Source organism: Streptomyces sp. NRRL S-646, assembly GCF_000720765.1.
Classification (GTDB): Bacteria; Actinomycetota; Actinomycetes; order Streptomycetales; family Streptomycetaceae; genus Streptomyces.
Map to the genome: position 1 here is coordinate 88,913 of NZ_JODC01000010.1, position 14,272 is coordinate 103,184.

A 14,272-nucleotide genomic window follows, 5' to 3' on the forward strand; every position below is an offset into this window, starting at 1 on the left:
ATCATAAGATTGGGGGATCTCGATGACTTGGTATGCCGGTGACCGGCACGTCAGCATGTCGCATGAGCTTCTCCAACGACCGACTTCTTCGTGTCAGCCAGGAGCCCAACGTGCCGTATACGGCAGAGATCAGCCGCAGCAATCCGACGAGCATCATCTTTCTCGTCGATCAGTCGACCTCCATGAGCGATCCCATCGGCGGTGAAGTACCTCAGCAGAAAGCCGATGTCGTTGCCGACGCCATCAATCGGCTCCTTACTGAACTCTCGGTCAAGTGCGCAAAAGAAGAAGGCGTACGCGACTACTTCCACGTCGCGGTCGTCGGCTACGGTGCCACCGTAGGTTCGGCGTTCGCGGGGTCGCTCGCAAGCCGGGATCTCGTACCGCTGAGTGAGGTGGCGGATAACCCGGCTCGTGTCGACGAGCGAAGCAAGAAGGTGCCCGACGGTGCCGGTGGTCTCGTGGAGACCGTGGTCAACTTCCCGCTGTGGATGGACCCGCTCGCCCATGGTGGGACCCCGATGAACCGTGCGCTGCAGTACGCGGAGGGTCTTGTCGCCGGCTGGACCGAGCGCTACCCGGCCGGTTTCCCTCCCATCGTCATCAACCTCACGGACGGCGAGTCCACCGACGGCGACCCCACCGCGGCCGCCGAGGCCATCACCTCGCACGCCACGGCCGACGGAGCGGCGCTGCTGTTCAACCTGCATGTGTCTGCCGCAGGCGGAACGCCCACGGCTTTCCCCGACTCGGCCGACGGCCTCCCCGACAGCTACGCCCGGACACTGTTCGCCATGTCGAGCCCGCTGCCCAGTCACATGCGTTCATATGCCGCCTCGCAGGGGCAGCGGGTCAGCGAGACCACCCGCGGCTTCGTCTACAACGCGGACATCACCACAGTCGTGCAGTTCCTCGACATCGGCACCCGGGCCACCGAACTGCGGTGACGACTTCCACCTCATGCGTGTACGTCACGCACCTCGTGGCCCCCAAGCATGGAAGCACGGAGGCGGAATGCGAAGACGCCGTCGCCGTGCTTCCCGGCCGCCCACACGACTACATGCTGCGGGAGCCGATCACCGCCGGCGTGTGCGATGGGGCTACGGAGAGCGCACTGGCCAAGGACTGGGCGCGTCTCCTGTCCCGCGCGGCGGCCGAGCGCGCCATGGAACTGCCGGACGTGGTGTCTGGAGGCACGCCGTTCGAGGAGTTCGCTTCGTCGGCGGTGGCCCAGTGGGAGCCCTGGCTCGTGCAGTACACGCAGACGCGCCATGCGGAAGGGCGCCCGTTGAAGTGGTACGAGCACACCAAGCTCGCAGAAGGCGCCTACGCGACGCTGCTCACGGTGCGCGTCGACCCGGACCCCGATTCCCACGCCGACACAATGGAACCGGCTTGGAGGTGGCGTGCTGCCGCCCTGGGGGACAGTTGCCTGTTCCACCTGCACGACAACCGGCTGGTACAAGCGTTCCCGGTGGCGGCCGTCGAGGAATTCGGCACAACTCCCCATCTCTTCGGCAGCCGCAACCACGACGTGGCATTGCTGGCTCGCCGCACGAGGTTCACGGAAGGCCGATGCCGCTCCGGGGACCGGCTGCTACTGATGACCGACGCCTTGGCCGCATGGCTCATGTCGGCTCCGGACCAGGAAGACGCCGTAAGCCAGCTGCTGGAGTTCGCCGGGCCCGATGACCTGGACGGGTTCAAGGACTGGCTGACTGGTCTGCGGGACTGCCGGCAACTGCGCAACGACGATGTGGCGTTCGTGCGGATTGATTTCGAGGGGCGGTGAACGTGGGCTCGGCCACCGGTCCGCAGCGTCAGTTCCCCAGCGGCGCCGACTACGCGGAAGCTCTGCAGCACACGCAGCTGTGCTTCCAACACCCCGAACTCAAAGGTGCACACCCGGAGTTGACCAGGCTCGGTCTACCTCGCGCCATCTCCGGTGCCTTCGCGAGCGTCTTCTCGCTGACCGCGGCCTCCTCGGGGCGGCGGTATGCGGTCAAGTGCTTCACCCGCCACGTCCCCGACCAGGAACGCCGATACGAGGCCATCAGCTCCCGACTCGCACAGCTGGACCCGGCAGAACTCTCACAATCGTGGAATCTGGGATTCGAGTACCTACCCGACGCCATCAGCGTCGGGCGGGATCGCTATCCGGTCCTGAAGATGGAATGGGTCGAGGCTGTCACTCTGTCCTCCTGGCTCGACGACAACCATGTTCACGGGTTCGCCGTCGATCGTCTGGCCGACCGCTTCGAGGCACTGACTCGTGATCTGGCAGACCACGAGATAGCTCATGGCGACCTTCAGCACGGCAACTTGCTCGTAGCCAGCGACGACACGTTGCGGCTGGTCGACTACGACGGCATGTACGTCCCGGCGCTGGCCGGCATGGGTGGCACTGAGCGAGGGCACCGCAATTACCAGTCGCCCATGCGGGGGAATGATGACTTCGGAGCAGCGCTGGACCGGTTCTCCGCTTGGGTCATCTACCTGTCGCTCAAGGCGATCGCAGCCGACCCTGCCTTGTGGAATCGACTGCACGAGCCCAGTGGCGAATTCCTGCTGCTCACCGAGGATGACTTCAAGAATCCGGGCGGTTCCACGAGACTGCAGGCTCTCCTGGCCCACCCCGACCAGACCGTGAGTGGCCTGGCCGACCAGGTGCGGTCTTTGGCCTTTCAGCCGTTGGACGTGTTGCCTCCGCTTGCCTTGGCGGTTCCCAGGCAACGGGCGGCTGCGACGACGACATCAACGGTATCGGCCCAAGGCACAGCCTCCGCTCCTGGTAGTGGCGGATTGCCCGGATGGATGGCCGGACACGTCTCTCCGCCACCCGCACCGACGCCGACCACCCTGTCGGTCACTTCACCGGACGGCTTCCATATCCGGGCACCGCTGGATGTCGCCACAGCCGTGCTCTGGCCGCTCACGCTGGCGGCGAGCGTCTTGATGGTCGTCCTGGGGCTCGCGGCGCCATCGATCGGGCCAGGTATACCCGTTCTTGTCGCCGTGGCGCTCACCGTGTTCGCCAGAAGCCGCCGCGCGGAGCGGATTCAGTCGCGGGCCGTCCTCACGAAGCTCACGAACGAACTGGCCCAGCTCGACGACCCGGTCAAGGCAGCTGAGAAGCTGCGCAAGGAGCGGGCGAAGTTCGACGCGGCAGAGGCGAAGCGGACCGCGGCCTACCCGAGAGCTCAGGCCAAGCGCACAGCGCAGTACCACGCCGAGCTCAAGGAGGCCGAGAAGCGGAAGGTCAGCAAACAGCGCGAGATGGACAAGAAGATCGACGGCCTTTCGGAAGAACTTCGTAGAGCCCTGGCCAAGGCACTCACAGACAAGCAGTCCGGGTACGTGCGCAATCAACTCGGCCAACGGCTGATCGCCCATGACCCGCCGCACGGCATAGGACCGAAACTCGCCGCGCGGCTGGCTGCGGCGGGTATCCGTACGGCAGCTGACTTCACCGGCTACCGCTCTGTGCAGAACACCCAATACAACAGCACCGGCGCCGTGCTCGTGCTGAGCAGCGGCCGTGTCGTCGATGTCCACGGCATCGGCGAAGCCAAGGCCATCGCTCTCGACGTCTGGCGCAGACAACTGGTCGCCTCGGCCGAGGCTCGGCAGCCGAACGCCCTCACCACGTCGGAGCGACAGCCGATCGAGCAGGGCGTCGCCCACCGCCGGGCCCAGCTGACTGCTCAGCGCAACGCTGTGGAGTCTGAGACCGATGCGTTGCGCGTGAAAGCGCGAAAGCAGATGGAGGACGATCAGGCGCAGCTCACTCGAGGAAACACGCTTGCCGGCGATCGGGCCCGACAGCAGCGCCAGGAGTTCAGCCGGCGCACGGTCGCACTCCAGCAGAACAGCGCGCTCCACGGGACACTGAGCGCCTCCTTCGAGGCTGCCAAGCTCAGCCGGCGTGGGCTCTCGTTGGTCTGCTACTTGCGGTTTCTCTACATCGGTCGCTGACGTAACGTTCGGCTGTCGGCGACAGCAGTGTGAATGGGGCGGATTTTGGCATTGCGCACCGCGATTGCGACTGGCCAAGCCCACCAGACACGACCTCGATCACTGCGCCGCGCTGAGCGCCCCCCTGAAACGGATGCAGTATCCGCTACACCTCGTTGGCGCCTTGTCGCCAAAGCCAAAGCAGGGGACGCACAACGGTAGGCGCCAATTGATCGCTCGTAGGTGTGATCTCATCCGGACACGATCAGTCGTAGTCCGGATCATCGCCCTCTTCGAGGAGGCGAGCCGCGAGGTCGTCGGCCCATTCCACGGCCCAAGCGCGGACAGCGGTGATCGTGGCGTCATCGAGCCCATAGGCGGCGAAGGCTTCATCGTCGGTCCACTCGGCGCCCGTGAGGTTCGCCTGCAGATCCTCGCGCTCGAAGCGGCCGCGCGCGTGACGGCGGCCGAACTCTTCGAGCTCGGAATTTGTCCATCGCCGCGAGGCTGCGAACACGTCGATCAGATCGCGGGGCGCTCCTCGGTCGGCGAGGGCGCGGACCTTGGTCCCGATGACGTCCTCCTCCGCGAGGACGGGTCCGTACGGGCTCTGGGTGACCGGCCGCCAGAAGATCTCCTTGAGGATGTCGACTTCGCATTCCTGCCCGGTGGTCGGGTCGGACACGGTGAAGCGGGCGGACAGCGGGGCAGTTTCCAGCGCGTGCACCTTCCAGCCGCGGGCTTCCAGGCCGGCGCGGAGCGTGGCGGCGATGTCGGCCATGGGCGCAGGGTTCTCGGTGGCGACGTCGAGGTCCTGGCTGGGGCGGTTCACGAGGCGGTGCGCCCGCACGGCGTAGCCGCCGGTGAGAACCAGTGGATACGGGAACCGAGCGCGATCACATCCGCCAGGAGCCGCGTGTGCAGCTCCGGCATGTCCGTCACGCGGCTGCCCGGGTGAGGGAGGCGAGCTGAGGGAAGGCGTCCTCCCATACGGCGCGCACGGTGCGGCCGACGAGAGTGCGCAGCACCGGCCACAGCTGGAGGAGCAGGTCCTGGTTGAGGTAGCGGGGCAGGTCGTCGTGCAGGCCCTCGTGCAGGACGGTGCGGTACAGGCCCATGCGCTGGCGTGGCTTGCCCAGGTCGTACGAAGTCAGCCCGGACCAGGCCATGTGCAGGGGCAGATCCACGACACCGTGGGTCGGCCCGTGCAGCTCGTCCAGCGACTCCGGCAGACGGCGGCGGAACTTCTCCCGGTACAGGGCGAGGTCCTCGGCGACCGCGCCCGAGAAGTCGCTCGGGGTGGGTGCGGAATGCTGTGGGCTGGAGGACATGAGTCCATTATGACGGCCGGAGAAGTGGCGCGGGTCATGATGAGACAGCTGGTGTTTGGAGTGGGGGCCGCCGTGTTGGACAGTTTCTCCTCCGGCTCCGTCCGCGTCGGCGACACCGAGCTGGGAGCCCTGACGGACAGGCAGCTCACCAAACTCCGCCGGGACAAGGTCGGCTTCATCTTCCAGGCGTTCAATCTGCTGCCGACCCTCACCGTGCTCGAGAACATCACGCTCCCGATGGACATCGCGGGCCGGACCCCGGACATGGAGTGGCTGGACAGCGTCGTCCAGATGGTCGGTCTGTCGGGCCGGCTCACGCACCGCCCCGCCCAGCTCTCGGGCGGCCAGCAGCAGCGTGTCGCTGTCGCCCGGGCGCTCGCGTCCAAGCCGGACATCGTCTTCGGGGACGAGCCGACCGGGAACCTGGACTCGCGTGCGGCGCTGAGGTCCTGGGGTTCCTGCGTGACTCCGGCCGGTTCGGCTCTTCCTGCTGCTGGCGGCGCTGGTCGGGCTGCTGGCCGCCATGTGGCCGGCCCGCAGGGCAGCCCGGCTGAACATGCTCAGGGCCATCAAGTCCGAGTAGTCGAGCGGGACACCGCGCCTTTGTCCGCCTCGCCGAACTCAGCGGTGCCGAAGCGGGCGACCGTGTCCTGGATGTCGGCTGCGGCACCGGCTACCTGAGCCGGCGCATGGCGGACCGGGTCGGCCCGGACGGGGAGGTGACCGGAGTCGACCCTTCGGCGCCGGTCCCGGAGTACGCGCGCCTCAAGAAGCCGAGCCCGGGCAGCGCGCCCTGCACGTACCGGGAGGGCATCGCCGAGTCCCTCGACCTGGCGGACGCGGCGAAGGCGGCGGTGTGGACCTCACCGGCGTGCTTGAAGCCAGGAACATTCGGTAGGTGCCGGTGCAGGGCACCGGGGCGGTGAACGGGATGTCCGGGCCCGGCCGGGTCGTTCCGTCACCGGGCTCACCGCCCGGGTGCACGTGCAGGTGGGCGAGGTCTCCGGAGCGCAGTGCCACCCACCGCGTGGCCGTAGGCACCGGGGGAGGGCTGGGGATCACGTGCCGGCTTCCACGGCGCGCCAAGGACGCGGCCGAAGCGGCATCATCGCCGTCAACCGAGACCTGCTCGGGTCGTGGAACCGCGGTGCCTCGCTGCCCTCGCTGACGGGTGTCAGCGGGTACGGACAGGGCGATGCCCGTCACCGGGCGTGGTGGCGGAAGACGTACGGGCAGAAAAGGCGACGTCCGGGCCGCCCCCTGCGGGACAGCCCGGACGTCGGTGGCCTTGCTCAGTGACCGAGCTCGGTGGCCGTGCGGATCAGGCGATGTCGAAGCGGTCCGCGTTCGACACCTTGACCCACGCCGCGACGAAGTCGTTCACGAACTTCTCCTTCGCGTCGTCGGCCGCGTAGACCTCGGCGAGCGCACGCAGCTCGGAGTTCGAGCCGAAGACCAGGTCGGCACGGGTGCCGGTCCACTTGACCTCGCCGGTCGCGTCGTCACGGCACTCGAAGACCGTCTGGTCCTCGGAGACCGGCGACCACGTGTGGCCCAGGTCGAGCAGGTTGACGAAGAAGTCGTTCGTCAGCTTGCCCGGGGTCTCGGTGAAGACGCCGTGCGCGGTCTGCTGGTGGTTGGCGCCGAGGACGCGCAGACCGCCGACGAGGACGGTCAGCTCGGGGGCGCTCAGGCCCAGCAGGTTCGCCTTGTCGAGCAGCAGGTACTCGGCCGGCAGACGGTTGCCCTTGCCCAGGTAGTTGCGGAAGCCGTCGGCGGTGGGCTCCAGCGCGGCGAAGGACTCCGCGTCGGTGTGCTCCTCCGTGGCGTCCACACGACCCGGGGTGAAGGGCACCTCGATGTCGTGACCGGCGTCCTTGGCGGCCTTCTCGACGGCGGCGGCACCACCGAGGACGATCAGGTCGGCCAGGGAGACCTTCTTGGCACCGGTGTTGAACTCCGACTGGATGCCCTCCAGGACGCGGAGGACCTGGGCCAGCTGGTCGGGCTCGTTGACGTCCCAGCCGGCCTGCGGCTGCAGACGGATACGGGCGCCGTTGGCACCGCCGCGCTTGTCGCTGTTGCGGTACGTCGAGGCCGACGCCCACGCGGTGGACACCAGCTGGGCCACGGACAGACCCGAGTCGAGCAGCTTGGCCTTCAGGGCCGTGACGTCGGCGGCGTCGATGGGCTCGCCCTCCGCCTGAGGCAGCGGGTCCTGCCACAGCAGGGTCTCCGCCGGGACCTCCGGGCCGAGGTACAGCGACTTCGGACCCATGTCACGGTGGGTCAGCTTGTACCAGGCGCGGGCGAAGGCGTCCGCGAACTCCTCCGGGTTCTCGTAGAAGCGGCGCGAGATCGGCCCGTAGACCGGGTCGAAGCGCAGCGACAGGTCGGTGGTGAGCATCGTGGGGAGCTTCTTCTTCGACGCGTCGTGCGCGTCGGGGATGATCGCCTCCGCGTCCTTCGCCACCCACTGGTTCGCGCCGGCCGGGCTCTGCGTGAGCTCGTACTCGTACTCGAAGAGGTTCTTGAAGAAGCCGTTGCCCCACTGGGTCGGCGTGGCGGTCCAGGTGACCTCCAGGCCGGAGGTGATCGCGTCGCCGGCCTTGCCGGAGCCGTAGGTGCTCTTCCAGCCGAGGCCCTGGGCCTCGATCGGGGCGGCCTCGGGGTCGGCGCCGACGTTGTCGGCCGGGCCCGCGCCGTGGGTCTTGCCGAAGGTGTGACCACCGGCGATGAGGGCGACGGTCTCCTCGTCGTTCATCGCCATGCGGCGGAAGGTCTCACGGATGTCGCGGGCAGCGGCGATCGGGTCCGGGTTGCCGTTCGGGCCCTCCGGGTTGACGTAGATCAGACCCATCTGGACCGCGCCGAGGGGGCTCTCCAGCTCACGGTCGCCGGTGTAGCGCTGGTCGTCGAGCCAGACCTTCTCGGGGCCCCAGTAGACGTCCTCCTCCGACTCCCAGACGTCCTCGCGGCCGCCGCCGAAGCCGAAGGTGGTGAAGCCCATGGACTCCAGCGCCACGTTGCCGGCGAGGATCATGAGGTCGGCCCAGGACAGGCTCTTGCCGTACTTCTTCTTGACCGGCCACAGCAGACGGCGGGCCTTGTCCAGGTTGCCGTTGTCCGGCCAGCTGTTCAGCGGGGCGAAGCGCTGCTGGCCGGCGCCGGCGCCGCCGCGGCCGTCGCTGATGCGGTAGGTGCCCGCGCTGTGCCAGGCCATACGGATCATGAACGGGCCGTAGTGCCCGAAGTCGGCAGGCCACCAGTCCTTGGAGTCCGTCAGGATCTCGGCGATGTCCTGTTTCACGGCCGGGAGGTCGAGGCTCTTGAACGCCTCGGCGTAGTCGAACTCCTCACCGAGCGGGTTGGCCACGGCAGGGTTCTTGGCAAGGATCTTCAGGTTCAGCCGCTCCGGCCACCACTGGCGGTTTCCTCCGCCCTGGGTCGGGTGCAGAGCGCGATCGTGCGCCACCGGGCACTTCGCTTCAGCGGCGTTGTTCTCAGACATGGGAATCCTTCCGGGGTTGGTGCTCAGGCCGTGCGAGCGGTGGAACAGTCGGGGCACAGGCCCCAGTAGATGACCTCGGCCTCGTCGATGGCGAAGCCTCGGTCGTCCGAAGCGGTGAGACAGGGGGCATGACCGACCGCGCAGTCGACGTCGAGGACGGCACTGCACGAGCGGCACACGAGGTGGTGGTGGTTGTCCCCGACCCTGCCCTCGAACCGGGCCGGGCTGCCCGGCGGCTCGATGCGGCGTACGAGTCCGGCCGTGGTGAGGGCGTGCAGTGCCTCGTACACGGCTTGCAGGGATATGTGGCCCACACGGTCCCGCACACCCGAGGCGATCGCCTCGACGCCGAGGTGGTCACCCTCGCGGACCGTCTCGAGCAGCGCGACGCGGGCGGCCGTCACCCGCAGGCCGGCACCGCGGAGCTCCTCGGCGGTGGTCGGAGTCTGGGGTGAAGTCATGGCACCCAAGCTACCCGCACAAACACGAATGATTCAAGAAAACGAACGAGACAGGTTTGGTGGCCGGTCGATGACGTCCGGGGGAATCCCCGCAGATCAAGGGCTGGCAAGGGATTCGCACCACTGTTCACGCCTACGGGTGAATCGGTGAATGGATGTCCGGCCTGCGCCCGTTCCCTGCGCTGTGCTGGAGCGCGTGGGTGTCTTCGTTCTGTGCGCGTGGCTGCTGACCGCGGGGCTCGGCGGCTATCTGGCCTCGGTGTGGATCCGCCACGGCGGCCTGCGGCAGCGCACGCCGGGGGTGACGCGGCTGCCGCTGTGGCTCGTCGTGGGGCATGTCGTGCTGGCCGTCACCGGTCTGGCCTGCTGGACGGCGTATCTCGCGGGCGCGGTCCGGGGCACGGCCTGGGCCGCCTGTGCCGTGGTGCTGGTGGTCGCCGCGTTCGGGTTCATGATGCTGCTGCGCTGGCTGCCCAGCTCGGGACGGCACTCCCGGGGCGGACGGACCGCCGAGCGCCACTTTCCGCTGACGGCGGTCGTCGCCCACGGGGCGAGCGCGGGCGCAACCGTGCTGCTGGTCGTGCTGGTGGTGCTGCGCCGGGCATGAGGCCGCCCGGTGCGAGGTCAGCTCGGCCCCGGCTCCTCGTTGCGGGACGCGGCGGCGGCAGAGCGGGAGCCGACCAGGAGCAGGCACAGGACAGCCACGCCCGCTACGACGCCGGTGAGGAGAAGGAGGGGGCTGAGGGAACGGGTGGCGGAGGCGGCGTTGTCCACGGGGGGCTGTGCTGCCGCGGGGGCGGCGGAGGCGGAGGCCGTGGGGGAGGGGGCGGGCGTCTTGGAGGCTCCGGGTGCGGCGGCCTCGGCGCTGTGGCCCATGTGCATGGACGACGGCATCGTGGTGGCCGGCCGGGTGGTGGGTGCGGCGGCCGTCGGGTGCTGGTGCCGATGGACGGTGGGCGCGGGTGCGGCGGCCGCCTTCACTACGAGCTGGGCCGTCATGTCCGGATGCACGGTGCAGACATAGCCGTAGGTCCCCGGCGTCGTGAACGTGTGGCTCCAGCTGCCGCCCTTGCTGAGCATCGGGGAGTGGACCGAGGCGGGACCGGAGGTGGTCTCGACGTCATGGGGCGCCTGGTCCTGGTTGGTCCAGGTGACGGTGTCCCCGGCGGTGATGGTCAGGGTGCGGGGCGAGAACGCGTAGCCCGACATGAGGACTTGGTGGCCGGTGGCCGCCTGCACCGCGGGGGCGGGCAGGACGAGGGCGGCGCCCGCCAGGAAGAGGGCGCCGAGGAGGGCGGTCAGACGGGGCATGTGAACTCCGCGGCTACGAGCAGCCGGATGCGGTCTGCGGGGCGGATGCGGGGCAGGGTGAGGCCGGTCGTACGGCGCAGGGGGCGGTACGGCAGCCGTAGTGTGCCGAGGACCAGGAGGCGGTCGGCGGTGCGCTCGACGACGCGGAAGCCGAAGATGGCCGGGGCCGGATCACCGGCCAGGGCGAGTTCGCCGGGGACGTGCAGCCGGGTGGCCTCGTCCGTGGGCGTGAGGCTGGTGCTGACGAAGGTGAGCAGCCTGCCGCCCAGCGGCCGGCCGGCCAGCTCCAAGGTCAGCACACAGTCGTCGGAGTCGGGCGCCACGGTGAGGGTCGCGTCCAGGGCGGTGAGCCGGCGGCGCAGGGTGGTCAACGGGCCGAACCGCGCGGTCAGTTCGACGATGCAGCGGTCCGGGGCGGCACCGTACGTGCCGGGGTCGGGCTCGCCCCCTGGAGGGGCGAGGGGAGTGAGGGGGGGGGAGAAGGGAGCCGGCGGCGGGCCGGCCGACTGCGCCTCGCCCGCCCCGCCGCGTCCTGCTGAGGAGAAGCCAGCAGGAAGTGGTTCAGCAGGAGTTGGTGATGTAGTTCTCGGTCGGGGCGAGCAGGTGCTCGGCCCAGACGGTGTGCATCTTGACGTAGGCGTCGGGGTTGAGGAGGTCGGAGACCTGCTGGCCGAGCGACTCCTCCAGGTGCGCCTTGTTGATGTGCTGCAGGAGCACGCTGAGGGTGTCGTCGGAGACGCTGCCGGCGCCGTTCACCGCGGGGGTGATGATCGACTCCAGCCAGACGGTGTGCATCTTGATGTAGTCGTCGAGCTTGAGCGCGTCCTGGACCTGCTGGCCCGGGGACTGCTCCAGGTGTGCCTTGTTGATGTGCTGCAGGATCGGCAGCAGGACCTGCTGGACGCTGACGCACTGCTCGTCGCCGCCGTCGCCCCCGCCGGAGCTGCTGCCCCCACCGGTCGATCCGCCCGTGGAGCCGCCGGTCGAGCCACCCGTGCTGCCGCCGGTGGAACCGCCCGTCGAGCCGCCGGTGGACCCTCCGGTCGAGCCGCCGGTGCTGCCCCCGGTGGAGCCGCCCGAGCCGCCGCCGCTGTCCGCGACCACGGTGACCGACGCCGTCATGTCCGGGTGGACCGCACAGTAGTAGTCGTACGTACCGGCCTTGGTGAAGGTGTACGACCAGCTGTCGCCCTTCTGCAGGGTCCCGGAGTCGAACTTGGCCGGGCCGCTGGTGGTGGTGACCGTGTGCGGAGCGGAGTCCTCGTTGACCCACTTCACCGTGTCGCCGACCTTCACCGTCAGCTTCGGCTGGGCGAACTTGTAGCTCTTGATCTCGATGGTGTGGTCGGCCGCCGCGGCCTTGCCTGACGAGTGGTCCATGTCCGACATCGACTGGGCCTCGGCCGCCGGCGTGGCGGTCTGCGGGGCCGCGGCCCCGGCGGACGCCTGGAGCAGGCCGAGGCCGGCGACGGCGGCGAGGCCGGCGCCGAGGCCGGTGGCCAGCAGCACCCGGTTGCCCGCACGGGAGCGCCGGTGGTGCGACGCGGGTGCGGTGGTTTCCTCTGTGTGCATGGTGGTGCTTCTCCCTTGTGAGATTCCCTGTGAGGGGAGGGTGGGGCACGCGCCGGTCAGCGGCCGGGGGCGGACGTGACCAGCAGACTCGTAGCGGCGAGAACGACGAGGACGAGCCCCGTCTCGGCCGCGACCGAGTGGACGAAGGGCCGTACGGTGGCGCGGTCGCCGCGCAGCAGTACGGCGATGTCGAGCCGCGTCTTCACCCAGCCGCGGCTGCGCTGGGCGATCAGCAACACCGCGGCCAGTACGGCGAGTTTGAGCAGCAGGAGCTGCCCGTAGCCGGTGTGGAAGAGGGCGTCGAGGGACCCGACCACCTGCCAGGTCAGCACCGCCCCCGCCGCCACGATCGCCGCGACCGACGCCCCGGCAAGCCGGGAGTAGCCGGACACGACGGCCGACAGTTCGTCGGGACGGCGCCGGGGCAGCACCCCGAGCAGCAGCACCGTCAGACCGCCGAGCCACAGCGAGACGCCGAGCAGATGGACCAGGTCGGCCACCGCGCCCCAACCGGGGTGCGTGCCCTCGGAGTTGTGGCCGGTCATGCTCGTCGTACGCAGCAGTCCGAGGCCGACGGCGAGCGCGCCGACGCGCCAGCCGGGCGACCGTGCGGCCCGGTCCCCGCCCTGCAGCAGGGCGGCCAGCGCGATGGCGGCGAGCACCCACATCAGCACCCGGCAGGCGGCCACGATGCCGACCTCGGTGTTCAACAGGTCGGTATAAGTGCCGGGTCGGAACACGTCGTCGAGCGTGCCCATCGTTCCGTATGCGCCCTGGAGTCCGGGCGCGAGCAGACTCGCCGCGAGACCGGTGGTCCAGGAGAGCGTGAGGACACGGCGGGTACGGCGGTCCCACGCGCCCTGCGGCCAGAGCAGCGCGAGGAACGCCAGACCGCCGACGAACAGGGCGAGCGAGAGATATCCGGCCCAGCGCACGGCGACCCAGGCGGAGTGCACCGTCTCGGACGGTTCCGGGATCGCCGCTGCTCCGGCCGAGTGGCCCGCATTCGCGGTGAGGCGGAAGGAGAGCGTCCCTGACGTGAGATGCCCGTCCTCCATGTCAAGTACCTGCCAGACCAGGGTCAGATCGCCCCGGTCCTTGCTCTGTTCCCGCTCCGAGATCTTCGGGACGGTGACCTCCACGGCGTTGTTGCCGTGGTCGCCCCGGGACACGGTCAGCCTCTTGCCCGCCGCCTTGATGCGGACGTCGGCCGGTTCGACCGGCTCGCTGAAGGTGAGCCGCACGGTGGCGGGGGTGTGGGAGAGCCGGGCGTCGTCCTTCGGGGCGGAGGACTCCAGCTCCGTGTGGGCCGAGGCGGGGGGTGCGGCGAGCAGCAGGGTCGCGAGGGCGGCCAGGAGGGCGGCGAGCAGGGACGGGGCGCGGCGTCTCATGAGAGCACCTCCGGAATGACCGAGGGTGACGCGGCGACACCGACGCACAGCGAGGAGAGGGTGTCGGTCGACGACGACGGCGACGGGGAGGGCGAAGGGCTCGGGGAAGCCGGCGTCAGGAGCCCGTTCAGCAGGCCGGTGACCTGAGTGGCCACGCCGTTCAACAGAGGCTGTACGAGCCGGACTTCACCCTCGTCGCAGTGGTCCGAGGGGGTGGGGGTCGGGGTGGGGGAAGGCGAGGGGGTGGTTGTGTGTCCGCCGCCCGTTCCACCCGTGCCGTGATCGTGGCCGTTTTCCCCGCCTGTGGACGGTGTGCTGCCCGCCGCGGGAATTCCGGCGCCGTTTCCCCCCGGCCAATAGCCGCCCGCCGGGCCGGACCCGTAATTCCCGGCGGTGGTGTCGGGAGGGCCGGTCTCGGAGCGGGCCGAGGGCTGGTGCGGCGTGGGAGAGGTCCCGGACGCCGGTGGGGATGCGGTGTCGATGGTCGTCGGTGCCTGGGCGCCGATGCCCGAGGCGTATCCGAGTACGACGACGACGGCCGCGACGAGCGTGCCCGCGACGAGCTCGTCGCGATGGTCTCCTGGCCAGGATGCCCTGGCGAAGAAGGACATGGTCCCTCCTGATGACGCTGTGCGTGAAGGACAGTGACCAGGAGTGCACCGGTGTGACGATTCCCGTCCGCTACGCGTCAGTTAATCGGTCGTTTCGTTGCCTCATTTCCGACCGGAGGGTGACTGTGAG

Annotated in this window: 12 protein-coding genes and 4 pseudogenes; 6 read left to right on the forward strand and 10 right to left on the reverse strand. The window is 69.3% G+C overall.

Annotated elements, in window-relative coordinates; genetic code table 11:
* Window positions 1-32 precede the first annotated feature (32 nt).
* Genes IH68_RS0126290 through IH68_RS0126300 form a run of 3 tightly spaced genes read left to right on the forward strand, consistent with a single transcriptional unit; the run spans window position 33 to window position 3,975 of the window.
* On the forward strand, window positions 33-947 hold the full coding sequence (locus tag IH68_RS0126290; protein WP_234341589.1) for a vWA domain-containing protein: 915 nt from the start codon (window positions 33-35) through the stop codon (window positions 945-947).
* A complete protein-coding gene (locus IH68_RS0126295; RefSeq protein ID WP_030939624.1) occupies window positions 944-1,792 on the forward strand; it encodes a protein phosphatase 2C domain-containing protein in 849 nt (282 codons plus the stop codon). The genes IH68_RS0126290 and IH68_RS0126295 overlap by 4 nt, the downstream gene beginning before the upstream one ends.
* Before the next feature lie 2 nt (window positions 1,793-1,794).
* Complete coding sequence (locus IH68_RS0126300) at window positions 1,795-3,975, forward strand: hypothetical protein (protein ID WP_234341591.1); 2,181 nt, start codon at window positions 1,795-1,797, stop codon at window positions 3,973-3,975.
* Between the two features lie 244 nt (window positions 3,976-4,219).
* Here IH68_RS0126300 and IH68_RS50160 read toward each other — a convergent pair.
* A pseudogene (locus IH68_RS50160) lies at window positions 4,220-4,887 on the reverse strand (nucleotidyl transferase AbiEii/AbiGii toxin family protein).
* A gap of 5 nt (window positions 4,888-4,892) precedes the next feature.
* Entirely contained in the window at window positions 4,893-5,285 is a 393-nt protein-coding gene (locus IH68_RS0126310) for a hypothetical protein (RefSeq protein ID WP_030939626.1), read from the reverse strand.
* Window positions 5,286-5,354: 69 nt separating this feature from the next.
* On the opposite strand from IH68_RS0126310, the pseudogene IH68_RS0126315 reads away from it, so the two are divergent.
* Together IH68_RS0126315 and IH68_RS58280 are read left to right on the forward strand one after the other, a co-directional pair.
* Window positions 5,355-5,761: pseudogene (locus IH68_RS0126315) on the forward strand (ABC transporter ATP-binding protein); the annotation flags it as partial.
* A 174-nt stretch (window positions 5,762-5,935) separates the two neighbouring features.
* Window positions 5,936-6,091 (forward strand): annotated as a pseudogene (locus tag IH68_RS58280) (class I SAM-dependent methyltransferase); the annotation flags it as partial.
* 26 nt (window positions 6,092-6,117) lie between these two features.
* On the opposite strand, the pseudogene IH68_RS59870 reads toward IH68_RS58280, so the two are convergent.
* The 3 genes and pseudogenes from IH68_RS59870 to IH68_RS0126330 all read right to left on the reverse strand — a co-directional run.
* Window positions 6,118-6,357, reverse strand: a pseudogene (locus tag IH68_RS59870) (hypothetical protein); the annotation flags it as partial.
* Window positions 6,358-6,606: 249 nt separating this feature from the next.
* Window positions 6,607-8,796, reverse strand: a complete 2,190-nt coding sequence (katG, locus tag IH68_RS0126325; RefSeq protein WP_030939630.1) for a catalase/peroxidase HPI — start codon at window positions 8,794-8,796, stop codon at window positions 6,607-6,609.
* Between the two features lie 23 nt (window positions 8,797-8,819).
* Complete coding sequence (locus tag IH68_RS0126330) at window positions 8,820-9,257, reverse strand: Fur family transcriptional regulator (protein WP_030939633.1); 438 nt, start codon at window positions 9,255-9,257, stop codon at window positions 8,820-8,822.
* Between the two features lie 196 nt (window positions 9,258-9,453).
* On the opposite strand from IH68_RS0126330, the gene IH68_RS0126335 reads away from it, so the two are divergent.
* Window positions 9,454-9,864 (forward strand): hypothetical protein, encoded by a 411-nt coding sequence (locus IH68_RS0126335; protein WP_030939636.1) that lies wholly within the window; start codon window positions 9,454-9,456, stop codon window positions 9,862-9,864.
* A gap of 17 nt (window positions 9,865-9,881) precedes the next feature.
* On the opposite strand, the gene IH68_RS0126340 is transcribed toward IH68_RS0126335, so the two are convergent.
* The 5 genes from IH68_RS0126340 to IH68_RS53555 form a co-directional block, all read right to left on the reverse strand.
* The gene (locus tag IH68_RS0126340; protein ID WP_051833742.1) at window positions 9,882-10,568 is read right to left on the reverse strand and encodes a cupredoxin domain-containing protein; all 687 of its coding nucleotides are present in this window, start codon (window positions 10,566-10,568) and stop codon (window positions 9,882-9,884) included.
* Window positions 10,556-10,939 carry a hypothetical protein gene (locus tag IH68_RS0126345; RefSeq protein ID WP_051833743.1) on the reverse strand — a complete coding sequence of 128 codons (384 nt, stop codon included), beginning with the start codon at window positions 10,937-10,939 and terminating at the stop codon, window positions 10,556-10,558. The genes IH68_RS0126340 and IH68_RS0126345 overlap by 13 nt, the downstream gene beginning before the upstream one ends.
* A 190-nt stretch (window positions 10,940-11,129) precedes the next feature.
* Window positions 11,130-12,140 carry a cupredoxin domain-containing protein gene (locus IH68_RS0126350; protein ID WP_030939641.1) on the reverse strand — a complete coding sequence of 337 codons (1,011 nt, stop codon included), beginning with the start codon at window positions 12,138-12,140 and terminating at the stop codon, window positions 11,130-11,132.
* Window positions 12,141-12,196: 56 nt separating this feature from the next.
* The gene (locus IH68_RS0126355; protein ID WP_078912617.1) at window positions 12,197-13,531 is read right to left on the reverse strand and encodes a CopD family protein; all 1,335 of its coding nucleotides are present in this window, start codon (window positions 13,529-13,531) and stop codon (window positions 12,197-12,199) included.
* Window positions 13,528-14,142 (reverse strand): hypothetical protein, encoded by a 615-nt coding sequence (locus IH68_RS53555; RefSeq protein WP_078912618.1) that lies wholly within the window; start codon window positions 14,140-14,142, stop codon window positions 13,528-13,530. Before IH68_RS53555 ends, IH68_RS0126355 begins: the two co-directional genes overlap by 4 nt.
* Window positions 14,143-14,272: the final 130 nt, after the last annotated feature.

What these genes read in the sequence shown, in the direction of transcription:
- IH68_RS0126290 (WP_234341589.1), top strand. Translation starts at nt 33, where the DNA reads ATGCCGGTGACCGGCACGTCAGCATGTCGCATGAGCTTCTCCAACGAC.
- IH68_RS0126310 (WP_030939626.1), bottom strand. Translation starts at nt 5,285, where the DNA reads ATGTCCTCCAGCCCACAGCATTCCGCACCCACCCCGAGCGACTTCTCG.
- katG (WP_030939630.1), bottom strand. Translation starts at nt 8,796, where the DNA reads ATGTCTGAGAACAACGCCGCTGAAGCGAAGTGCCCGGTGGCGCACGAT.
- IH68_RS0126330 (WP_030939633.1), bottom strand. Translation starts at nt 9,257, where the DNA reads ATGACTTCACCCCAGACTCCGACCACCGCCGAGGAGCTCCGCGGTGCC.
- IH68_RS0126340 (WP_051833742.1), bottom strand. Translation starts at nt 10,568, where the DNA reads ATGCCCCGTCTGACCGCCCTCCTCGGCGCCCTCTTCCTGGCGGGCGCC.
- IH68_RS0126350 (WP_030939641.1), bottom strand. Translation starts at nt 12,140, where the DNA reads ATGCACACAGAGGAAACCACCGCACCCGCGTCGCACCACCGGCGCTCC.
- IH68_RS0126355 (WP_078912617.1), bottom strand. Translation starts at nt 13,531, where the DNA reads ATGAGACGCCGCGCCCCGTCCCTGCTCGCCGCCCTCCTGGCCGCCCTC.
- IH68_RS53555 (WP_078912618.1), bottom strand. Translation starts at nt 14,142, where the DNA reads ATGTCCTTCTTCGCCAGGGCATCCTGGCCAGGAGACCATCGCGACGAG.